At 59.9% G+C, this 22,456-nt stretch carries 16 protein-coding genes; 11 read left to right on the forward strand and 5 right to left on the reverse strand.

The genetic code is table 11. The features are described 5' to 3' along the window. The first annotated feature begins 37 nt into the window (after positions 1-37). Positions 38-1,210 carry a fumarylacetoacetate hydrolase family protein gene (locus DOM27_RS17710; protein WP_110658210.1) on the forward strand — a complete coding sequence of 391 codons (1,173 nt, stop codon included), beginning with the start codon at positions 38-40 and terminating at the stop codon, positions 1,208-1,210. Positions 1,211-1,285: 75 nt separating this feature from the next. On the opposite strand, the gene DOM27_RS17715 is transcribed toward DOM27_RS17710, so the two are convergent. Further along, on the reverse strand, positions 1,286-2,215 hold the full coding sequence (locus DOM27_RS17715) for a LysR substrate-binding domain-containing protein (RefSeq protein WP_188113750.1): 930 nt from the start codon (positions 2,213-2,215) through the stop codon (positions 1,286-1,288). Between the two features lie 271 nt (positions 2,216-2,486). Here DOM27_RS17715 and DOM27_RS17720 point away from each other — a divergent pair, with 271 nt between their 5' ends. From DOM27_RS17720 to DOM27_RS17745, 6 genes are all read left to right on the forward strand, one after another. Continuing rightward, a complete protein-coding gene (locus DOM27_RS17720) occupies positions 2,487-3,785 on the forward strand; it encodes an L-fuconate dehydratase (RefSeq protein WP_110658214.1) in 1,299 nt (432 codons plus the stop codon). A gap of 231 nt (positions 3,786-4,016) precedes the next feature. Further along, positions 4,017-5,114 (forward strand): TRAP transporter substrate-binding protein, encoded by a 1,098-nt coding sequence (locus DOM27_RS17725; protein ID WP_110658216.1) that lies wholly within the window; start codon positions 4,017-4,019, stop codon positions 5,112-5,114. A 63-nt stretch (positions 5,115-5,177) separates the two neighbouring features. Further along, a complete protein-coding gene (locus DOM27_RS17730) occupies positions 5,178-5,666 on the forward strand; it encodes a TRAP transporter small permease (protein WP_110658218.1) in 489 nt (162 codons plus the stop codon). After that, entirely contained in the window at positions 5,663-6,919 is a 1,257-nt protein-coding gene (locus DOM27_RS17735; protein WP_110658220.1) for a TRAP transporter large permease, read from the forward strand. Before DOM27_RS17730 ends, DOM27_RS17735 begins: the two co-directional genes overlap by 4 nt. Positions 6,920-6,989: 70 nt before the next feature. Beyond that, entirely contained in the window at positions 6,990-8,417 is a 1,428-nt protein-coding gene (locus tag DOM27_RS17740) for an FAD-binding oxidoreductase (RefSeq protein WP_110658222.1), read from the forward strand. 47 nt (positions 8,418-8,464) lie between these two features. Beyond that, positions 8,465-9,391, forward strand: coding sequence for an NAD(P)-dependent oxidoreductase (locus tag DOM27_RS17745; protein WP_110658224.1), 927 nt, complete (start codon positions 8,465-8,467; stop codon positions 9,389-9,391). A 31-nt stretch (positions 9,392-9,422) separates the two neighbouring features. Here the strand turns inward: DOM27_RS17745 and DOM27_RS17750 are convergent, their stop codons facing one another. Together DOM27_RS17750 and DOM27_RS17755 are read right to left on the reverse strand one after the other, a co-directional pair. After that, complete coding sequence (locus tag DOM27_RS17750; protein WP_110658226.1) at positions 9,423-10,403, reverse strand: GntR family transcriptional regulator; 981 nt, start codon at positions 10,401-10,403, stop codon at positions 9,423-9,425. Positions 10,404-10,682: 279 nt separating this feature from the next. Next, positions 10,683-12,404 (reverse strand): DEAD/DEAH box helicase, encoded by a 1,722-nt coding sequence (locus DOM27_RS17755; RefSeq protein WP_110658228.1) that lies wholly within the window; start codon positions 12,402-12,404, stop codon positions 10,683-10,685. Positions 12,405-12,869: 465 nt separating this feature from the next. Here DOM27_RS17755 and DOM27_RS17760 point away from each other — a divergent pair, with 465 nt between their 5' ends. After that, a complete protein-coding gene (locus DOM27_RS17760; protein ID WP_110658230.1) occupies positions 12,870-13,337 on the forward strand; it encodes a YaiI/YqxD family protein in 468 nt (155 codons plus the stop codon). A 28-nt stretch (positions 13,338-13,365) separates the two neighbouring features. On the opposite strand, the gene DOM27_RS17765 is transcribed toward DOM27_RS17760, so the two are convergent. Further along, positions 13,366-14,373, reverse strand: coding sequence for a glutathione S-transferase family protein (locus DOM27_RS17765; protein ID WP_110658231.1), 1,008 nt, complete (start codon positions 14,371-14,373; stop codon positions 13,366-13,368). A gap of 127 nt (positions 14,374-14,500) precedes the next feature. Then, positions 14,501-15,439, reverse strand: a complete 939-nt coding sequence (locus tag DOM27_RS17770; RefSeq protein ID WP_110658233.1) for a LysR family transcriptional regulator — start codon at positions 15,437-15,439, stop codon at positions 14,501-14,503. A 454-nt stretch (positions 15,440-15,893) separates the two neighbouring features. Here DOM27_RS17770 and DOM27_RS17775 point away from each other — a divergent pair, with 454 nt between their 5' ends. The 3 genes from DOM27_RS17775 to DOM27_RS17780 all read left to right on the forward strand — a co-directional run. Then, positions 15,894-17,561, forward strand: a complete 1,668-nt coding sequence (locus DOM27_RS17775) for a peptidoglycan DD-metalloendopeptidase family protein (protein ID WP_110658235.1) — start codon at positions 15,894-15,896, stop codon at positions 17,559-17,561. A gap of 720 nt (positions 17,562-18,281) precedes the next feature. Next, positions 18,282-18,968 carry a BapA/Bap/LapF family prefix-like domain-containing protein gene (locus tag DOM27_RS18160; RefSeq protein WP_157956791.1) on the forward strand — a complete coding sequence of 229 codons (687 nt, stop codon included), beginning with the start codon at positions 18,282-18,284 and terminating at the stop codon, positions 18,966-18,968. Next, on the forward strand, positions 18,856-22,456 hold a 3,601-nt coding region (locus DOM27_RS17780; protein ID WP_245392788.1), incomplete at its 3' end, for an Ig-like domain-containing protein. The genes DOM27_RS18160 and DOM27_RS17780, both read left to right, overlap by 113 nt.

Consider the following 22,456-nt stretch of genomic DNA (forward strand, 5'->3'; position numbering starts at 1 on the left):
AGCCACCCTTTTCATTTCCCGAGGAGTTCGCTTTTCCATGGCCCCAACTATCCACAATCACTGCCTTCCCGATGATGCCGAACGAGCGCTGCTGGTCGGCAGGGCCTGGCTCACCGGCGGCGGCAAGGGGCGTGCCGGCCCTGCCGTGGTAGCAGTACGCGGTGACGAGCTGGTCGATCTTTCCGACCACGTCTCGACCATGGCCGATCTGCTGGAACGTGATGACGCGGCCTTTCTGATTCGCGAGGCGCAGGGCAACAAGATTGGCACGCTGGACGAAGTGCTTGCCAACAGTATTAGCGATACACCGCAGGCGCCCTACTTGCTGGCACCGTGCGATGTCCAGGCGATCAAGGCCTGCGGCGTGACCTTTGCGGTCAGCCTGCTCGAACGGGTGATCGAGGAGCAGGCCGGTGGCGACCTCAAGCGCGCTGCCGAGTTGCGTCAGGAGATTCAGTCGCTGATTGGCGGCGATCTATCGCGGATCAAGCCGGGTTCGGATGAGGCGATGGCGCTCAAGGCTGAACTTCAGGCGCGGGGCGGCTGGTCGCAGTACATGGAAGTGGGTATCGGCCCCGACGCCGAGGTGTTCTCCAAGGCGCAACCGCTATCGGCCGTCGGTCATGGTGCTCGCGTCGGGTTACACCCTGCCTCGGAGTGGAACAACCCGGAGCCAGAGATCGTGCTGGCCGTGGATGCCGAGGGACGCGTGCGAGGTGCCACGCTGGGCAACGACGTCAATCTACGCGATGTCGAGGGTCGCAGCGCCCTGTTGCTGGGCAAGGCCAAGGACAACAACGCCTCCTGCTCGATCGGCCCGTTCATCCGACTGTTCGATGAGCACTTCGACATCGATGACGTGCGCAGCGCGCAGGTATCGTTGCGCATCGAGGGAACGGACGACGACTTCGTGCTGGAGGGAAAGAGCGACATGCGCGAAATCAGTCGCGATCCGCTGGACCTAGTGGCACAGACCTATGGCGCGCACCACCAGTATCCGGATGGTTTCATGCTGTTTCTCGGCACCATGTTCTCACCGATTCAGGACCGCGACGGGGAAGGTCAGGGCTTCACCCATCATCTTGGCGACCACGTGACCATTGCCACCTCCAAGCTGGGTGCGCTGAGCAACGTGGTCGATCGCAGCGATCGCCTGCCGCCCTGGACCTTCGGCATTCGCGCCTTGCTCGCCCATCTCAACCAGCGTTGAGGTAACATCCGGGGCCCTCTGCATCACGATCACCGCTGCCGATTCCTCGAGGATAGCGGCGACGGTGATCGCCTTTCATACGCCGTCGCGCATCAGCAACGTATCGATGAACTCGCCGACCACGTCGGAAATTTCCTCTCCCTTGCGGGTTAACACGCCGTAGTAGCCCAGCGGCTCGCCGATCACCAGCGGCAGCGCCGTGAACTTGCCGGCCGAGACGGCCGTCTTGAGGACTGATGTCGGCAACAAGGCGATGGCATCCGACGAGCTGACCAGTTGTAACGTCGTCTGCGTCGAAGTGGTTTCCACCACGTTGCGTGGCGTCGATATTCCAGCTTCGGCCAAAGCCACTTCGAACAGCCCTCGCATCGGGCTGCTCATGGGGTGCAACACCCAGGGCCAGCGCACGACCTCGCCCAGGCCGGGTGGGCGCTCGCAAAGCGGATGCCCCGCCCTCACCACGATCGAGACCGGTTCCGCCTGCAGCGGAAGAAAGTCGAACAGATGGTGCTGAGCGTGCTCCGTTACACGGCCGATCATGACATCCAGGCGCTTGTACTCCAGATCCGCCAGCAGCCGGTCGCTGGAATTCTCGAACAGACTGACCGCCAGCTGCGGACGCCGGGACTTGATCGTGTTGATCGCCTTGGGCAGCAGCAGCGGCGCCGCGCCCGGCACCGCGCCGATGACTAACTTGCCGTACCCCCCTTCTCGCATCGACACCAGGTCATCGATCAGGCGGTCAGTGTCATTGAGGATACTGCGGGCATAGCGCACCAACAGGCGACCCGAATCGGTGATCTCCATACTTCGAGGCAACCGGTAAAACAGCGTCATGCCGAAGAACGTCTCGATATCCTTCAGCATCTTGCTAGCCGCTGGCTGGCTCATGTTCATGTGACGCGACGTCGCATGGAGATTACGACTTTCGTCCAGCGTGACAAGCAGCACCAGATGCTTGATGCGCAACCAGCCCTTGATGTGAATACGACTATCGTCGGACATCGAAGCCATTCGTATAAACCTTTGGTCTAAAACAATAACCCCCGGTTATCGGGGTAGCATAAAAAAAGATTAGCCACCGGACTATACCGCCAATTACGCTACTGAAACATCAGAAAACAGATGCAGATAGCCGACGATAAATCGACGCATTGGTCCCGAAACTCGAAAAAACCAGCCATAAAATACCAGTCGTATTTTCATCGTCGAAGCAACCAATGCACCGTTCTGTTTTCGACAATTCGATTGTGGTTATTCAAGGAATTATTTCAGCATGCCCAAGATTCAGCGGGTCGAGGTTCAAGACATCCGTTTTCCGACCTCCCGCGAGCTGGATGGCTCGGACGCGATGAACGCTGCACCGGACTATTCGGCCACCTACGTCATCCTGCATACCGATGCCGAAGATGACCTTACTGGCCATGGCCTGACCTTCACCATCGGCCGAGGCAACGAGATCTGCGTGGCGGCCGTCGAATCTCTGGCTTCCCGCCTCGAAGGACGCTCGCTATCGGATATTACCGCCGACATGGGCGCTTACTGGCGTGAGCTGACCAGCGGCGATAGTCAACTACGCTGGCTGGGCCCGGAAAAAGGGGTAATCCACCTGGCCTGCGCGGCAATGATCAATGCGATCTGGGACCTGTGGGCCAAGCGCGAGGGCAAGCCGGTGTGGAAGCTGCTCGCCGACATGAGCCCCGAAGAACTGGTGCGCTGCCTCGACTTCCGCTTCGTCACCGATGCGTTGACCCCGGAGGAAGCCATCGGCCTGCTCAAGGGTCGTGAAGCGGGCAAGGCTGATCGAGAAGCGACCATGCGCGAGCACGGCTACCCCGCGTACACCACGTCCGCAGGCTGGCTCGGCTATTCCGAAGAGAAGATGCGCGCACTCTGTCGCGAGGCCATCGCCGACGGTTGGGAACATTTCAAGCAGAAAGTCGGTGGCGACATCGAAGAAGACCGCCGCCGTGCCCGCATTCTGCGTGAAGAGATCGGCGAGGAACGCCTGCTGATGATGGACGCCAATCAGATGTGGGACGTCGATGAGGCGATCACCAATATGAGACGTCTGGCCGAGTTCCGTCCGCATTGGATCGAGGAACCGACCAGTCCAGACGATATCCTGGGCCATGCCGAGATTCGTCATCGCCTGGCCCCGATTGGCGTCGCCACCGGAGAGCACTGTCATAACCGGGTCATGTTCAAGCAGCTGTTTCAGGCCGACGCGATCGATTTCTGTCAGCTCGACGCCGCTCGTCTGGGCGGACTCAACGAGGTGATCATCGTACTGCTGCTGGCCGCCAAATATGACATCCCGGTTTGCCCCCACGGTGGTGGCGTCGGTCTGTGCGAATACACCCAGCATATCTCGATGTTCGACTTCATCGCCGTGTCCGGCTCGCTGGAAGGCAGGCTGCTCGAGTACGTCGACCACCTGCATGAGCACTTCGTCGACCCGGTACAGATTCGCCGAGGACACTACGTCGTGCCGGAAGCTCCCGGCTACGGTGTCACCATGAAGGCGGACTCGTTGAGCGCCCACCAGTTTCCCGGCGGTAGTGCTTGGAGCTAGTGCCTGGTGCTAGCTCTTGGCCTGGTGCTAGCTCTTGGCCTGGTATTAGCTCCCTGACTGGCGCTAGCACTTGAAAATCGCCTTGCGCGAGGTGTTGAAAACCAGCCCTTGGCGTCAGACCTTGGCAAGCCTGACGCCGCCATCCCGAGCATTCGGACGCCGCCGAAATCTGGCGGCGCCGTGTCGCATGCCACTCACGCTATTTACGTCACTCACGTTCTGGAGTTGAAGATGACAACAATCATACCCTCCCATCTTGCCAAGCGCCCCCGCGCTCGCGCCTCGCTGACAACGCTGATGACGGCCGCCGTGCTGAGTTTGACCAGCCTGTCGGCCGTGGCAGCCTCCGACATGCCGGCATTCCCGGAAGTCACCGGTGATGTCGTCAAGGGAGATGGCAACGACTACAGCCTCAAGTTCAACATCGGGTTGACGCAATCCAGCGCGCAATATCGTGGTCTGGAGTACTTCAAGAAGATCGTCGAGCAGCGCAGCGACGACCATATCCAGGTGCAGATGTTCCACAGCGCCCAACTCGGCGACGATCTACAGTCGGTCAGCGCGCTTCAGGCTGGGACGCTGGAAATGACGTCGCCGTCCACCTCGCCCATGGTCAGCATGTTTCCGCAATTCGCCGTGTTCGACCTGCCGTTCCTGTTCCCGAAACCCGAGATCGCCGACAAGGTGCTGGATGGGGATATCGGTCAACAGATGCTCAAGGACGCCTCGACGAAAGGCCTGGTCGCCATCGGCTGGTCAGAGAACGGCTATCGCCAGCTGACCAACAGCAAGACCGCGGTAACCTCGCCCTCTGATCTCGACGGTCTGAAAGTTCGTACCATGCAGAATCCGATCCATCTGGATATCTGGCGCACTCTGGGCGCGAACCCGACACCGATGTCATTCGCCGAGCTGTTTACGGCACTGGAGCAGGGTGTCGTCGATGGCCAGGAGAACCCGTGGATCACCATCGAATCTTCGAAGTTCAATGAAGTGCAGCAGTACGCCACCGAGACGAATCACGTCTACACGCCGTTCATCACGCTGGTGTCCGAGCGCTTCTGGGATCGGCTGCCGGAAAGCTACCAGCAGCTGCTGCGGGATGCTGCCAAGCAGATGGGTGACTACGAGCGTCATGTCAGTCGCGTCATGAACGATCAGATCAAGCAGGAGCTGAAAGACGACGGTATGAAGATCACCGAGCTGACGCCGGAACAGGTCGCCGTCTTCCAGAAGGATCTGGCACCGGTCTACGACGACTGGCGTGAAAAGATCGGCGGCGACTTGATCGACCGTATCCGTGCCGAGTCGAAGGTCGACTCGAAGTAAGTGTCGCTTCGCCGCCAGCGCATGGGCGCGGGCGGCGAACCTTGAGTGATTACGGAGGTCATGATGAGTGCCGACACCCCCGCTACCCGGGGTCTCCTGGGCTGGCTGCGTCAAACGCTGGAAATCGCCGCCGGATTGCTCGTGCTGGGCGTCGTTTTTTGCGTCACGGCCAACGTCTTTGGCCGCTTCGTTCTCAACTATTCCTATACCTGGGCCGAGGAACTCTCCCGGGTATTGTTCATCTGGCTGGTGCTGTTGGGTGCCGGCGTCGGCAGCCTCGGCAACGAACATGTGGCGGTCACCTTCTTTCGCGACAAGGCCCCTGCCGGGCTGCGCAAGGCTGCCGTGCTGCTGAGCATCACGATCATCTACATCGTCTGTGCCTGTATTCTGCTGGGCTTCAAGGATGTGATCTCCGGCTATACCAGCGCTACGCCGATGCTGGGCATTCCGCAGACTTTTCTCTATAGCGCCATGCCGGTGATGGCAATCCTGACCATGATCGCCAACACCATCGCCCTCGTTGGCCTGTTTCGGAGCAAGACGCCATGATCCTGTGGAGCATTCTGATAGGGCTGGCCATCTGCATCATCATTGGCATGCCGATCTCGTTTGGGCTGGCGGCCATCAGCCTGTTTATCTTTTTCGAATCCGGTTACGCGCTATCGCCGATCGTCTCGCAGGCCGTCAACGGTCTGGACTCTTTTCCGCTGCTGGCGATCCCGCTGTTCATTCTGGTCGGGGAGGTCATGAGCGCCGGGGGCATCGCTACACGGCTGGTTCGCCTCGCCAGTGCCATGGTCGGATTCGTCGCCGGCGGTCTGGGACAGGTGGCGGTATTGACCTCGATGTTCTTCGGTGGCATTAGCGGTTCCGCCGTAGCCGATGCCTCCGCCGTTGGCAGCATGATGATCGAGCCGATGAAGCAACATCGCTACAGTGCGCCGCTGGCGACCGCGATCGTGGTCGCGGCATCGGTAGTCGGTATCATCATCCCGCCATCGATCCCGATGATTCTGTTCGGCGTAGTCACCAACACCTCGATCTCGCAGCTGTTCATGGCGGGTATCGTGCCCGGCATTCTGATCACGCTGGGTCTGGCGGCGACCACCTATGTGCAGTCGCGCAAGAACGGTCGCGGCCAGCCATTCTCGATGCCTGAGCTGTTTGCGGCATTGAAGGAAGCACTGCTGGCGCTGTTGCTGCCTGTGATCATCGTCGGCGGCATCCTGTCGGGTGTGTTCACGCCGACCGAAAGCGCGGCGATCGCGCTTGTCTATGCATTCGCTGTGTCGTTTTTCATCTATCGCAGTCTGACCCTTAAGCGGTTTTTCGAGCTCTGCATTGCTACCGGCAAACTCACCGGTGTCGTCATGCTGCTGCTGGCTTTCGCCAGCGTGTTGGCCTGGCTACTGACGGCCAACATGATTCCGCAGCAGCTGGTGGTCACCCTTTCGGCTATCACCGAGAACCAGTTCCTGCTGCTGCTGATACTCACTGGATTCCTGCTGGTGGTCGGGTTTTTCATGGATCTAACCCCGGCGATGGTCATCCTGGCCCCGCTGATGACGCCGGTAGTCGTCAAGCTGGGAGTCGATCCGGTCTATTTCGGCGTACTGATGTCGTTCGTGCTCGGAATCGGCTTGATCACACCACCCGTGGGAACCGTACTCTACGTCGGCTGCGGCGTCGGCAAGGTCGGCATGGAGAGCCTGGTCAAGAGCCTGCTGCCATTCTATTTCACGCTGATCGCGCTGTTGGCACTGTTCCTGCTCTTCCCTCAGGTCGTGCTGTGGTATCGCTGAGAGGAGAGCATTTCAATGATGCCATTGGGTTCGATCATGCTCCTTTTGATAACGTATCGAGAGGTAATTCATGACCACGCGTGAAGTGTTGCTCGACGACCTGGCGGCACTGCTGGGCAAGGGCGGACTGCTGACCCATAGCGACGACATGGAGCGCTACCGCGTCGACTGGCCGGGCTACCGCGGCGCCGAGCCGCTGGCGGTAGCCCGGCCGGCGACGACTCGTCAGGTGGCCGATGTCGTGAGTTACTGTCATCGCCACGACATCCCGTTGGTGCCGCAGGGCGGACACAGCGGGCTCGTGGGAGGGGCGCTGCCCGATGCCGACTATCCGGAGCTGGTCGTCAGTCTCGAGCGGATGGCGTCGGTGCGCCAGATCGATCCCATCAACTTCTCCATGAGCGTCGACGGCGGCTGCGTACTGCAGTCGATCAAGGAGGCCGCCGAAGCGGCCGACTGCGACTTTCCACTCTCGCTCGGCGCGCAAGGCAGCTGTCAGATCGGCGGCAATGTCTCGACCAATGCCGGCGGCCTCAACGTGCTGCGCTACGGCATGATGCGACAACTGGTACTGGGGCTCGAAGTGGTGCTGCCGGACGGGCGTATCTACAACGGCATGAAAGCACTACACAAGAACAATGCCGGCTACGACCTGAAGCAGCTTTTCATCGGTGCGGAAGGCACGCTCGGTATCGTCACCGGCGCAGTGCTCAAGCTCTTTCCTCGACCCCAGGTCAGCCGCACCGCCCTGCTCGCGTGTCCGGACATCGATGCCGTGCTGAGCCTATATGCGTTGGCGCGTCGCAGTTGCTGCGATCTGCTGACCGCCTTTGAACTGGTGCCGCGCACCTGTCTCGAACTCGCCATGGAAGCGTCACCCGATCTGCGGGATCCGCTCGAGGCGCCCTCTCCGGTCTACGTGCTGATGGAGGCTGCCGCTAGCGGACCGGTCGACCTCGACGCCATGATCGAGAATCTGTTCGAGCGCGGATTCGAGGCCGGCGTGCTGACCGACGGCGTGCTCGCCAGCAGCGACACTCAGGCTCGAAACCTTTGGCACATTCGCGAGGCGATGCTGGAGGGCCAGCGCAATCGCGGTGAACATTTGCGCACCGACGTCTCGCTACCCATTTCGTCGCTGAGCGCGTTCCATGAACGTGCGTCCAACGAAATTCAGGCGCTAAGCCCACAGGCGACGATCATCGCCTATGGGCACATCGGCGATGGCAATCTTCACTTCAATATTCTGCCACCGCCTGGGCTCGAGGCAGAGGAACGCACGACGCTACTGCATGAACTGGAAGAACGCCTGTTCGAGATCGTTGCCGACTTCGATGGCAGTATCAGCGCCGAACACGGCATCGGGCGGTTCAAGCAGACGGCCTTTCTAGACACGCTGCCGGAACCCGAATACGACATCATGCGAGGCCTCAAGCGTCTGCTGGATCCGCGATATTTGATGTCGCCCGGCCGGATTCTGCCACGTCCGATCGAATGAGCGCTCAGTAACCACATGCGATATCCACCTCGCTCATGAAGCTTTCCATGAATGATTCTCGTCCCGTGCACGCTAGCCATGCAGAACAGGCACCCCGCACCGTCGGATTCATCGGTATTGGCATCATGGGAGCGCCCATGGCCAGCCGTCTGGCCAGAGCGGGCCATCACGTTCGGGCCTGGAATCGCACACCCGACAAAATGATTCCCCTGCAGCAAGCGGGCGTGGAGGCGGTGGATTCTCCCATCGCCGCCGCTCAAGGCGCCGATGTGGTCATCATCATGTTGAGCGCCGGGCCGGTATGTGACGACATTCTGCTGGGCGAAACCGGCGTCATCTCCACGATGCAGCCCGGCAGCCAACTGATCGTGATGAGCTCGATTCCGGTAGATACCGCCCGACATCAGGCCGCCATCGCGTCTCGTCATGGAATCGGCTATCTGGACGCGCCGGTCTCCGGCGGCGAACGCGGCGCCATCGAAGGCACGCTGGCGATCATGGCCGGCGGCGAGCCAACGGTGTTCGACAGCTGCCAGGCCCTGCTGACAAATCTCGGCCGCCCCACGCATGTCGGTCCCGCCGGAAGCGGCCAACTGGCCAAACTCGCTAACCAGTTGATCGTGGCCAATACCATCGCCACCGTGGCCGAAGCGCTGCTACTGGTGGAGCGCGGGGGCGCCGATCCCGCGCAGGTGCGAATGGCCCTGATGGGTGGCTTCGCCGATTCGACGATTCTGAAGATGCACGGTCAACGCATGCTCGAGGGAGACTTTGCGCCGGGCGGCGCCGCGAAATGGCAGTACAAGGATACCCAGACCGCCATGGCGGAAATGACCCGATTGGAACTGGATCTGCCGGTGAGTCTTCAGGCTGATGCGCTGTTCGGCGACATGCTGAGCCATGGCGACGGCGAACTGGACCACAGCGCGTTGATTCGAGAGCTTCGTCGGCGTAACGGCATGCCGGTGGATTGAACAGCCCCCGGCACGTGACCTGGCCTGACGATCAGCGCTGACCGAGCCAGCGGAGATATCCCGGAGCCCGCAGTTCGCCAGCATGCCGGAAGTTGGCCAATCGTTCCTGAACCAGCGACTCCGAAGCCTGAAGATGTTGATACAGCGCCGCGCTGGCTGACGCCGGACGGCGCGCCTGCATTGCCTCGAAGACTTCTCGATGGGCCGCAAAGAAAGGATCGCCCGGCGGCAGTTCGATCTCTCCATCCAGCAAATGCTTGCTGATCAGCAGAATTGGCCGCGTGCGTTGAAGCATTATCAGAACCTCGGCGTTGCCGCCGCATTCCAGGGCTTCGTGATGTAGATCGTTCTCCAGCGCATCGAGCTGACTGGCCTGAACTTCGGGGTACCGGGCCTGAGCCCGATCGAGCCGATCGAGGTAACGGATAATAGCCTCGTCGGAAATCCGCTCGCAGGCGCGAGCAATCATGAACGGCTCCAGCTGTCGCCGAGCATCGTAGAGCTGATGTAACCGATCATCGTCCAACGGCACTACGTTCCAGCTGCTGTACTTGATCTTTTCGACCACACCGAGCGACTGCAGCTGCAGCAGGATTCGATACGTCGTGGCACGGCTGACATCCAGTGACTTGGCCAGCTGCAACTCGTTGAGCTCGAGCCGGCCTTTCATCGAACACAGTACGACATCGTGTTCGACCCTTTCGGCCAGCGCTAGCCAGGAGTCGGTGCGCCTGACGGAAGCCCGCCCGCCGGCAGCACGGAAATCCGCGGCGGTCAGCGAACGGCGCACGATTGATCGGGGTTCACGCCCGACCAGAAAACCCCGTCCCTCGAAGCGGCTGATCGCACCCTCATCGTGCAAACGCCCCAGCGTCTGCCGTACTGGCGAACGACTCATACCGAAAATATCGGCGATATTTCCCTCGAGCAGTACCAAGCCTGGCTCCAGATGCCCGCTGGCCATGCTGCGCAGCAGCGCATCATACAACTGATCCTTGAGCGTCTTGGCCATCAACCTCATTCCTGCCGCAAGTCGGAGACGAATCGGGACGTGCCACGATTCAGCGATAACGAGTATTGCATACAAAGATCGTCACTGGCTGCCAGACATAGGGACTATTCACAATGGCTATCTCATAGCCCGTTCCGGCTAGATCCAGAGTTTTTCCAACTAGATGCAAAGAGAACGCGGACAAATCAAATCGTCAGAAAAAATAAAACGCCGCCCACACGAGGTGGGCGGCGTCTAAAGAGCGAGGCCGAGGCCCCGCTATCCGGTCTGAATCGCGAATCAGGCCTGCGAACGACGAACCGGTGCATCGCCGTCAGTACGACGACGCGGTGCGCGCTCGGGTGAACCCTGATCTTCCGCGATCTCCAACGAGCGGCCGCCAACGCGGGCCCGTGACATCTTGGTCAGAATCGAGGCCGGCAGACCGCTCGGCAGTTCGACCACGGAGAAGGCATTGCGGATATCAATACGACCGATGCGCCCGCCTTCGATACCGCCTTCATTGGCCAGAGCGCCGACCAGCTGTCCCGGCTTGACCCCATCCTTGTGACCTACCGAAACGCGATAGCGGGTCATGCCCTCACGAGGCGCGCTGTCACGCTGACGCGGGCCGCCACGTTCGCGATTGCCGCCTTCGCGGCCGCCATCCCGACCATTGTCGCGACGCGACGGTGCGTTGGTGATGCGACCGATCGGGGCTTCACCACCACGCGCCAATGTTGCCAGTGCTGCGGCCAGATCGATCGGATCGTGACCTTCTTCGACCAGCTTTTCGATCAGTCCGCGCTGGTGGTCCGAACCGGCATCGAGCATCTCGCGCAGACGCGCACTGAAGCGGTCATCGCGATGGGCGCGAATGGCGGCATCGTCGGGCAGCGGCATTTCGGTCATGGACTGACCGGTCGCCTGCTCGACCCAACGAACCTTGCGCGTTTCCCGGCCACCGGCGAAGGTAATGGCGATACCGTCGCGGCCCGCGCGGCCGGTACGACCGATACGGTGGATATAGGCCTCGGAATCCTGCGGCAGGTCATAGTTGATGACGTGCGTGATTCGCGGCACGTCGAGACCACGAGCCGCAACATCAGTGGCGACCAGCACGTCGACCTTGCTACGCTTGAGACGCGTCACGGTACGTTCACGCAGGCTCTGGTCGAGATCGCCCGACAGACCGGCAGCGTTGACGCCACGAGCGGTGAGCTGCTCGACCAGCGTGGTACAGGCGGCACGGGTACGCACGAACACGATGGCCGCGTCGACGGCTTCGACTTCCAGGATACGCGCCAGCGCTTCCAGCTTGCTGGGGCCTTCGACACGCACCACACGCTGCTTGATGTTCTCGCCGGTACTGATCTTGGAATCGATCGTGACCTTGACCGGATCCACCAGATAACGGTTGACGATTCGCTCGATTTCGCTAGGCAGCGTGGCCGAAAAGAATACGCGCTGGGCGTTCTTCGGGGTATCCGCGACGACGCGCTTGACGTCATCGATGAAGCCCATGCGCAACATCTCGTCGGCTTCGTCGAGCACCAGCGCCGACAGACCGTCGAGCTTGAGACTTTTGCGATCCAGGTGGTCGATGACCCGACCCGGCGTACCCACGACAACCTGGGCACCACGCTTCAGTGCCGAGAGCTGCTCGCGATAGTCCTGGCCGCCGCACAGCGTGGCGACTTCCAGGCCTTTCAGATTCTGACCGTACTTGGTAAACGATACGGCAACCTGCTGCGCCAGTTCACGGGTCGGGGCCAATACCAATACTTGTGGTTCTCGCCGGCCGAGGTCGAGTCGGCTCAGCAGAGGCAGCGCGAACGCTGCAGTCTTGCCGGTGCCGGTCTGCGCCTGGCCCAGCATGTCACGACCTTCCAGTAGCGCAGGAATCGTCTGCGTCTGGATCGGTGACGGGGTTTCATAGCCCAGTGTTTCGAGGGCAGTCAGTACTTCCGGCAACAGAGCCAGATCGCCAAAGCTAGGCGAAGCAGTAACAGTCGAGGTCATTTCACACCTTGGAGTGGCCGGTAGGCACCGGCGAAAATGTCATGGCATTGGTGGCGTGATCACCACTGAATGCCGGTCGCACCAGGCATTGCGCTTATCCCCCCGCGAGTCACGAAAGCGATAGCGTATGTGGCGACCTTGATGCGCCCGGTTGAACTAAAACATCAACCGATCTAGGCGCTCCATCATTGCATCCGGACGCGAAAAACGGCTTGGCCGTGCGTCATGTACGAGATACGTCCGGTGCTGGGCATCGATTCACAGGTCGATGGCGTCGATTACAGACATATCGGCAGGATGGTGGGGTCAACACATGCGAGGAGGCGCTACTATACCATTGGCGTAGACGTTTCACCACCGAAACGTAAAAATCCGACAGATGAAGCCTCCGAGCGAACGCCGTAGACTGTATTCAAAGCCTTTTTTTCCAGTACCGTCTTCACAGAACCTTAGAGCCCTTTCGTCATGCCGACACCCAAACCTTCACTATGGATAGATGCCGACGCCTGCCCCCGCGTGGCTCGGGACATCATCATTCGGGCCGCCGAGCGGACCCGTACCCAGAGCTGGATGGTGGCGAACCATGCCTTGCCGCTACCGCCGTCGCCATGGGTCAAGTCTCGCACGGTAGCGCAGGGCTTCGACGCGGCGGACAACGTGATCGTCGAAGCAGTGGCTACCGGCGACCTGGTGATCACCAGCGACCTGCCGTTGGCGCAGGAGGTCATCGAGCGCGGCGCCGAGGTAATGACCACTCGTGGGGAGCGCCTGACCCTCGACAACATCAAGTCTCGCGTGCAGATGCGTGATTTCATGGAGACGTTGCGCGCCAGTGGCGAACACACCCAAGGGCCCAACGCTTACAGCGACGGCGATCGCCGCGAATTCGCCAATGCGCTGGATCGCTGGCTACAGCGTCACGCCCGTTCCTGACAACGGGCTTCTAGACCTGCCAACACCCTTATCGGTCGGCCCCGCGAATCCCCTGCCCCGGCAACCGTTCGCGATCGTGAGGATCATCCAGTGCCAGCGCCGGCCCTACCGGAACGATGCGAGTCGGGTTGATCGTCGGGTGGCTATAGTAGTAGTGGCGCTTGATGTGATCGAAATCGACCGTCTGCTGAATACCCGGCCACTGATACAGTTCGCGTAGGTAATTCGACAGATTGGGATAGTCGGCAATGCGCTGACGATTGCATTTGAAATGACCGTGATAGACCGGGTCGAATCGCACCAGCGTCGTAAACAGCCGGATATCCGCTTCGGTTAGCCACTCTCCCGCCAGATAGCGCTGCGCGTCGAGGCGTGCTTCCAGGCGATCAAGGCAAGCGAATAGCGCGACGAAGTGCTTTTCGTAGACAGCCTGTTCGGTAGCGAAACCGGCCTTGTAGACACCGTTATTGACGTTATCGTAGACATCGGCATTGACGGCATCGATAACGTCGCGCAGATCTTCGGGGTAGAAGTCCAGGCGATTACCGGTCAGCTCATCGAATGCCGAATTCAACATTCGCACGATATCAGCGGACTCGTTGTTGACGATACACCGCCGATGGCGATCCCAAATCGCCGGCACGGTTACCCTGCCCGTGTAGCGGGGCTCCGTCAGAGTGTAGAGCTGATGGTGGTAGTCGACATAATTGACGCTGTCGCCGCTCGACCCCTCATCGACTCGATAGGACCAGCCCTGATCCAGCATCAGCGGGCTGGTATGAGATAGGCCGATCAGCGCCTCCAATCCTTTCAGTTTACGCATGATCAACGCGCGGTGCGCCCAGGGACAGGCTAACGATACATAGAGGTGATAGCGTCCGGGCTCCGCCGCTAGCCCCGGTTGACCCGCCGGCCCCGGCGTGCCCGTCGGCGTGACCCAATCCCGCAACTTGGCGGACTCGCGAACGAACTCCCCGCCATGCCCCTTGGTGTCATACCACTGATCCCGCCACTCGCCTTCGACAAGTAATCCCATGACTCGCTCCTGTGCATCCAACGACATGTGTCATTCAATGACGCGCGACTCGACGACGAACGCCATCCGATGACTCGAGAATGCAGGATAGGCCTCCGCGGGCTGAGGTCGAGCGCAATAACTCGACTCATTCGTTCGGTGACATCGATGAATGCAGACTCGGTGAAATGGCATCCCTTGGGCAGTTCGCGACCGCACTGGCCTTGAGCGTCTGGGCCAGCGCTAGCGTCGCAGGGCCCGCTCCATCGACATCGCGATGAAATATCTGCAGCGCCACCCGTCGCACCCCGCCCGCTCGCAACGGCAACACTTTCACGCGGCCCTGGTCCAACGCAGAACGAATGCGCGTCTCCGGGACCCACGCAAAACCCAGGCCCCGTTCCAGCATGTCAATCGATGTCGATAGATGCCCCAGGGTCCAGCGCTGTTCGGCCTTCAACCAGCCGGCATCGAGTCGCTGACGAATCGCCGAGTCCCGAACGACCAGCTGGCGATGCCGTTCTAGATCGCGCAGATCCAGCTCTCGCTGCAATTGATGTAGCGGATGCCCCGGGTGGGCCACCGCAATGAAAGGCACTTCGACTATCGGTTCTCCCAGGAATCCCTGCGCGCTGACCCCCGAGATGATCAGGTCCGCCCGACCCTCGTACAACATTTCGACAGCACCATTGAGCACAGTCTCATGCAGCTGCACGCGCACGTGAGGAAATGCATCCGAGAACCGCGTCAGTGCCTCGGCCAGAGCATCCCCCGGGAAGACCTGATCCACGGCCAGCGTGACCTCCGCCTCGAGGCCGCCGGCCAGCCGCTCTGCTACGTCTTCAAGGGATGCCGCATTCTCGATGAGCTGGCGCGCGCGACGCAGCAGCAGACTTCCGGCCTCCGTGAGCACGACCTGACGACCTTTCGGCTCGAAAAGCGCCACCCCTAACTGCTCTTCGATTTTGTGGATTGCATGATTGAGTGTCGACGGGCTCCGGTGAACCACTTCGGCCGCCTTGGCAAACCCACCACTATCAGCGACTGCGGCCAGCATCTGCCACTGTAGCAATGTCACTTTTGGCACAATCTTCTCCCGTGGATTCGAATTCTGGCGTGCAACATCATCGACAATAGCCCGACGTCTGTTGATAGTGACTCTCTACCACCACGCCGGAAATCATGGCCGCTATTGTGACTTACTCAATGTCACGATGAACGTTAAATCGTCGCAATCATGCCAGCACCTTAAAACTATAAAACCTTTACAAGAGTTTTACGGCAGAAATACTTAGCCAAGAAACAACGCATTTCAGCGCACCATGGCGGTGCAACACCGTGCTCCTACGTCTTACAACTGTTTACGCATTAGGCGCAAAGCTGCAACTTTCGCCTGATGTCCACTATTCACGCAGAGCCCGGATGGCGCGCCTTCAGATACTGTATGTAAATACAGACTAGGCAATTAATACTAGCTTAGGGTATGGTTCTTCGGCCTTTATTTAAATCTGTCATCCTTTTTTATCCAGGCCCTTATCTTCATGTTGCGAATTTTCCATTCGCTGCCCCGCACGCACAAAGTGTTATTGCTTCCGGTTGCCACCATGGTCACCGTGCTGGGTACGCAAAAAATCGTTGGTGTTTTCGGCGATACCGAAAACGCTCAGGCACAGATTCCCGTCGCGGCGGCGACCACGATTTCTCAGTCGATCGTCAACTCAGCCGCCTCGAGTGAAGCAGCTATCGGCTCGCTTACGCTCGATGATTTATCGAAAGGCATTCCCCTGGCTCAGCTCAAGCCATTGGAGGTGATGCATCTCGACTTCATTTCTGAAGCACATGCCGATGATGACGCACAGACTCAGGCATTCTCGCCCATCGCCAAGCCGACGATTCAGCCCGATGTAGAGAAGCTGTCCACGCAGCTGCCGCCGGAGCAGGCCCAGTTGGCCGGTCGTGACGACGATGACACCATCGGGGGTACTTCTTATGAAGACTGGACTTTCGATAACGCTCAGGATCCTTCCGGCGATACGGAGCTAGGTGACGAGATCGCGTCCCGGGAAACCTACGTGCCGGAGTGGCAAAGCTACACCATCCAGAGCGGGGACTCTTTCGCGCTTACTGCCGAAAGAACGCTGGGTCTGGCATATAGTGATGTGATGCAGATTCTCAATACCGTGCCGGACAAGAAAGTCCTGACGCGCTGGAGAGTCGGCCACAGCTTCGACTACAAGCTCGACGAGAACGGTCAGCTGCTGGCACTTCGCGTCATGAAAAACCCTCGAGAAGGTTACCTGCTCAAGCGTGGTGACGAGACCGCAGAATTCGCCTATACCCCGGTGGAGAAAGCGGGAGAAGCTGCCCAGCGCATGTTCAGCGGCACGGTCAACGGCTCGTTTGCTCTATCGGCGCAGTCGACCGGCCTCTCCAACTCAGAAGTGTCCGAGCTCACCAACATTCTCTCCAAGAAGCTCGATTTCCGTCGCGACGCACGCGCCGGCGATCAATTTCGCGTACTGGTAGAGTCGGACATGATCGATGGCCATTCTCTGGATTCCAAGGTCCTGGCCGCCGAATATGAAGGGCAGCGCATGGATCTGACGGTGCTTCGCAATAGTGCCGACGATCACTTCTACACGCCAGACGGCAATAGCCTCGATCCGGCTTTCGATCGCTATCCCTTTCAAGGCAATTATCGAATCAGCTCACCGTTTAACCTGCGACGCCTTCACCCGGTCACGGGGCGTATCAGCCCTCACAAGGGCACTGATTTTGCCATGCGCTCCGGCACGCCGATTGATGCACCGGCCGATGGCGTCGTCGAACGCGTGGTCAATCATCCGCTCGCCGGGCGTTATATCGTCATCCGCCACAACAACGGCTACGAAACCCGCTTCCTGCATCTGAGCAAGGCTCTCGTCAAGCCCGGAGAGCACGTCAAGATGGGTGAAGAAATCGCCCTGTCGGGAAGTACTGGCCGCGTCACCGGACCTCACCTTCACTACGAGGTCATGGTCAATAACCATCAGGTCGATCCCATGCGCGTCAAACTGCCTGAATCTCAGAGGCTGAGAGGCGACGCCCTGGCCGCGTTCAAGCGCGAATCGGAAAACCTGCTGGCAAAACTGGATCAAAGCGGCGGCGATGAACCGGCCATCGCCCAGGTCGATATCTCAGGCAAACCAGCCGGGGACGACAACATCTAGCCTCAGCACGCCGGAATTCTAGCGAGCTTCCCCGTAGGACATCCCCTGTCGTTGGATATCAACTCAACGACAGGGCATGTCATCGAATGTGTCAGTACCCTTACACTCGCCCCCCATTGTGAGCCACACGGAAAATACCGTGGGAGGTATCACGGGCACGACCTCTATCTGTACGTCTTCGGAAACACTGTCTTCAAAAAACTTGGCAGCGAAGTCGTCCCCATGTCGTGGAGTCACACATCCTTCTCGCCCTCGCAGTAAACCCATCCTAAGCCGCACTCTAATTTTTATGAGTAAATCCGCTATTAGCAGGCATCTACTGAGCACAAGCTCATGGTAGGAATTCGACACATACCACTGAAGCAATTCTATAGATCATCATAGGACCGGCAATAAATATTTAGTTGTTTAATAAATAAATCATCCACTACCTTTTCTCCACTATTCCTCTGAACACAAACACTACCGCGGGTTAAAAATACTTCGACCTCAGGTAACAAAGCATTACCAAGTGGGCAACCGCCCGCGCCTAAGTGATTGTTTTTTATTGAATCATATACACCAATTAAAATTTAATACTAATGTTCCATCCCTTAACAGTTTGCAATATTGAACCGACTCTCCTAGACCTAAATGTTAGAAAACCTGCAAAAAATCATTGGTTAAGAACTCAATGTAAAGCCCTGTAAATTTCACAGGCGAACGGTTCGGGGGAAGCACATGTCCATTTCCGCAAAAGTCAGCGCACTCAACGAAGATGTTGCTGTAGCACCCGCTAATGCTATCGGTATTGACGGCACAATCGCTATCAACCAACCGGGAAAAGTGCTGCTGAGTCTGTCACCGGACGACGTTCAGGTGCTACAGCGAGACGGAAATGACCTGCTGATCCAAACCGCGGACGGCCAGTTTATTCGCATCGAGAACTTCTACGGCAGCAACGAAGCGGCCGCGAGCCAACTTTATTTGACCGATGAGAATCAGGAGCTGATCTGGGCAGACCTTGGCTCAGCAAGTAGCGATAGCTTTCTCATCGCCGATTACGTGTCCCAAGGTGAGTTTGGTGTCTTCGCACCGGCCACCATGGCTGGCGAGAATGCCGGCGCCGGAATCACCCCGCTCGGCTGGGCCGCCATCGGCGGTGGGGCGCTGGCTGCCGGTGCCCTGGCCGCTGGTGGTGGCGGTGGTGGCGGAAACGACGGTGATGACACACCACCGGACGATGGAGAGGACGGCGAAGGCGATACGACACCCCCCCGATGCGCCCACAGTCAATCCTTCCAACGGAGAAACCATCAGCGGCGGAGCCGAACCCGGCAGCACGGTCATCATCACCGATGGCGACGGGAGCCCGATCGGCGAGACCACGACCGACGACGATGGCAACTGGACGTTGACGCCCGATGAACCGCTGCCCGATGGCACAGCAATCGAAGTCGTTGCGCAGGACCCAGCTGGCAATATCAGCGAGCCGACAACCGGCAACATCGATGCCACCGCGCCGGCAACCCCGGTCATCGATCCCACCAACGGCGAAACGCTCATCGGTACCGCCGAGCCCGGTAGCACGATCACGTTGACCGACGGTGACGGCAACGTCATGGGCGAAGCGATTACCGACGATAACGGCAACTGGTCCTTCCAGCCAGACGAGCCGCTTGCCGATGGCACCGAAGTCAACGCCACCGCTACCGACGCTGCCGGCAATGTCAGTGATCCAGCTTCCACGATCGTCGGTGGCGCGATCGTCGACAATACGCCGCCCGCGGCACCCACCGATGTCACCGTGGCCGATGACGGCACTACCGTTACCGGCACTGCCGAGCCCGGTTCGACCGTTACCATCGAAGACGCCGACGGAAACCCTCTTGGTTCGGTCATCGCGAACGATGACGGCAGCTTCAGCGTGCCACTCGATCCGGCCCTCACCAACGGCGAGGATGTCACCGCCACTGCCACCGACGCTGTCGGTAACGAAAGCGACCCTACCAGCGCCACCGCCCCCGACCTGACTGCGCCGGATGCACCCACCGATGTCACCGTGGCCGACGACGGCACCGCCGTTACCGGCGCTGCCGAACCCGGCTCGACCGTCACCATCAGCGACACCGAAGGAAATCCTCTCGGTTCGGTCATCGCGAACGATGACGGCAGTTTCAGCGTGCCACTCGATCCGGCCCTCACCAACGGCGAGGACGTCACCGCCACTGCCACCGACGCTGTCGGTAACGAAAGCGACACGACCAGCGCCACCGCCCCCGACCTGACTGCGCCGGATGCACCCACCGATGTCACCGTGGCCGACGACGGTAACGCCGTTACCGGCACTGCCGAACCCGGCTCGACCGTCACCATCAACGACGCCGACGGAAATCCTCTCGGCTCGGTCATCGCGAACGATGACGGCAGCTTCAGCGTGCCACTCGACCCGGCCCTCACCAACGGCGAGGATGTCACCGCCACTGCCACCGACGACGCCGGTAACGAGAGTGACCCCACGGGTGCCACCGCCCCGGACGTGAATGACAATACGCCACCCGCGACCCCGACGATTGGCGCCGCCAATGATGATATCGATCCGCAGATCGGCGGCCTCGATAACGGTGACAGCACTAACGACGCCACGCCCACGCTGAGTGGTCGCGCGGAGGCTGGCAGTACCGTCGCGATCTACGCCGGCGATGATGTTCTGGATACCGTGATCGCCGACGACCAGGGTAACTGGTCTTATACGCCTGACGCGCTCGATGACGGCGATTACGCCTTCACCGTCACCGCTACCGACAGCACCGGCAATGTGTCGAACGCAAGTGATTCATTCACCCTGATAATCGACACCCAGCCTCCTACGGCTCCCGTGGTCAACCCGACCGATGGGCAAATCCTCACCGGTAGTGCCGAGGCCGGCAGTACCGTGACCCTGACGGACGTAGACGATAACGTCATCGCTACGGTGACGTCCGATATCAACGGCAACTGGTCGTTTGCGCCAGAAACACCATTACCGGACGACACCACTTTTAACGCCACCGCTACTGACGCCGCCGGTAACATCAGCCAGCCCGGTAGCGCTTCGGTCGATGCCAATCTGGAAGACACGCTCCCCCCTTCCGAGCCCGTAATCATCACCTCGCTGGATGCGGCCGCCCCCGTCACCGGAAACGTCGACAACGGCGGAACGACCAATGATCCCAACCCGACGTTGGTGGGTACCGCTGAAGCAACCAATACGGTCCAGGTCTGGGCTGACGATGGCAGCAATATGCAAATGCTCGGCTCGACTCAGGCCGACAATTTCGGTAACTGGAGCTTCAGAATTTTCAGTCGCCTGGCAGACGGCAATACGACTTTCAGGGCGATATCGATCGACCCGGCCGGCCAGGAATCGGCGACCAGTTCATCCTATGCCGTCGTTGTCGACACGACGCCGCCAGATGCCCCGACCATCGATAGCGCGACTGACGATGTCGATCCGACCGGTATGCTTGACGATGGTGACAGCACCAACGACACCACGCCTGCGCTGACCGGCACCGCTGAAGCCAACGCTACCGTGACCATCTCGGCCAACGGTGCGGCACTCGGCAGCATCACCGCTGACGGCGACGGCAACTGGTCATTCACCCCCGAAGCTCTGAATGAGGGCGATGTCACCTTTACCGCCACGGCAACCGATGCCGCTGGCAACGTCTCGCCCATCAGCGATGGCTTCACTCTGACATTGGATGAAACGGCGCCCGATGCCGGCGACAACAGCATCTCGATCAACGATGGCGGGGACGGTGCCTTGAATGTCGATGAAGCTGGCGGCGTCACGCTGACAGGGCGAATCGAGAGTGGCGCCTCCGTTACCGGTTTGACGATCAGCGATGGGGCCGATGGCAGCATCGACGTTCCGCTCGAAAACATCGATGTCGATGCCAACGGCAACCTAACCGTCAGTGGCGTGGATCTCTCCAGTCTCTCTGATGGCGAGCTGACTGCCACCCTCTATGTGACCGATGCCGCCGGCAATACCGGCACGGTCACCGATACGACCACCTTGGATAGCGTGGCGCCGGATGCCCCGACAGCAGCGCTGGCCAACGATACCGCCACCGGGGACGACGGCATTACCAGCGATGCCACGGTCAACGTCGGTGGCCTCGAAGACGGCGCAACCTGGGAATACACCACCGACGGCGGCAGCACGTGGATCGACGGCACTGGTGCCAGTTTCGAACTGCCGGAAGGCATCTACGCCGATGGTGACGTGCAGGTGCACCAGACCGATGCCGCGGGCAATACCAGCGATACGGGCAACCTCGGCACGGTGGCGATCGACCTGACCGCACCGGAAGCCCCAGTCATTGAAGGCGCCGAAGATGACATCCCCTCGCCTGGACCCATCGACGATGGAGAAACGACCAACGACGTAACGCCCACGTTGATCGGTAGCGCCGAAGCCAATGCCATCGTCACGGTCTACGCCGATGGCCGAGCGCTAGGCACCACATCGGCCGACGACAACGGCGACTGGCAGTTCGCAACCGACGAGGAGGATCAATTGTTTGGCGGTGAAACAGTCTTCACTGCCACCGCAACCGATGTTGCTGGCAACGTTTCCGCCACCAGCCCGACGTTTACGCTGACCTTTGACACGACCGCTCCTGCAGCGCCCGTGATCGATCCCACCGACGGCGACGAGATCACCGGTACCGCCGAGCCCGGCAGCACGGTCACGTTGACCGATGGCGATGACAACGCGATTGGTACCGTGACGGCTGATCCGGATGACGGCAGTTGGTCGTTCACGCCAGACGAGCCGCTACCCGATGGCACAGAGGTCAATGCCACCGCGACCGATGCCAGCGGCAATACCAGCCCTGAAGCCACTGTCACGGTCGATGCCACAG

This window comes from Salinicola halimionae (assembly GCF_003206065.1).
In the GTDB taxonomy this organism is placed as follows: domain Bacteria; phylum Pseudomonadota; class Gammaproteobacteria; order Pseudomonadales; family Halomonadaceae; genus Salinicola; species Salinicola halimionae.

Excerpts from the sequence above, each read along its gene's own strand:
- DOM27_RS17715 (WP_188113750.1), bottom strand. The coding sequence starts at position 2,215 with ATGTCCGACGATAGTCGTATTCACATCAAGGGCTGGTTGCGCATCAAG.
- DOM27_RS17720 (WP_110658214.1), top strand. The coding sequence starts at position 2,487 with ATGCCCAAGATTCAGCGGGTCGAGGTTCAAGACATCCGTTTTCCGACC.
- DOM27_RS17775 (WP_110658235.1), top strand. The coding sequence starts at position 15,894 with ATGTTGCGAATTTTCCATTCGCTGCCCCGCACGCACAAAGTGTTATTG.
- DOM27_RS17740 (WP_110658222.1), top strand. The coding sequence starts at position 6,990 with ATGACCACGCGTGAAGTGTTGCTCGACGACCTGGCGGCACTGCTGGGC.
- DOM27_RS17735 (WP_110658220.1), top strand. The coding sequence starts at position 5,663 with ATGATCCTGTGGAGCATTCTGATAGGGCTGGCCATCTGCATCATCATT.
- DOM27_RS17760 (WP_110658230.1), top strand. The coding sequence starts at position 12,870 with ATGCCGACACCCAAACCTTCACTATGGATAGATGCCGACGCCTGCCCC.
- DOM27_RS17755 (WP_110658228.1), bottom strand. The coding sequence starts at position 12,404 with ATGACCTCGACTGTTACTGCTTCGCCTAGCTTTGGCGATCTGGCTCTG.
- DOM27_RS17745 (WP_110658224.1), top strand. The coding sequence starts at position 8,465 with ATGAATGATTCTCGTCCCGTGCACGCTAGCCATGCAGAACAGGCACCC.
- DOM27_RS17765 (WP_110658231.1), bottom strand. The coding sequence starts at position 14,373 with ATGGGATTACTTGTCGAAGGCGAGTGGCGGGATCAGTGGTATGACACC.
- DOM27_RS18160 (WP_157956791.1), top strand. The coding sequence starts at position 18,282 with ATGTCCATTTCCGCAAAAGTCAGCGCACTCAACGAAGATGTTGCTGTA.
- DOM27_RS17750 (WP_110658226.1), bottom strand. The coding sequence starts at position 10,403 with ATGGCCAAGACGCTCAAGGATCAGTTGTATGATGCGCTGCTGCGCAGC.
- DOM27_RS17730 (WP_110658218.1), top strand. The coding sequence starts at position 5,178 with ATGAGTGCCGACACCCCCGCTACCCGGGGTCTCCTGGGCTGGCTGCGT.
- DOM27_RS17710 (WP_110658210.1), top strand. The coding sequence starts at position 38 with ATGGCCCCAACTATCCACAATCACTGCCTTCCCGATGATGCCGAACGA.
- DOM27_RS17725 (WP_110658216.1), top strand. The coding sequence starts at position 4,017 with ATGACAACAATCATACCCTCCCATCTTGCCAAGCGCCCCCGCGCTCGC.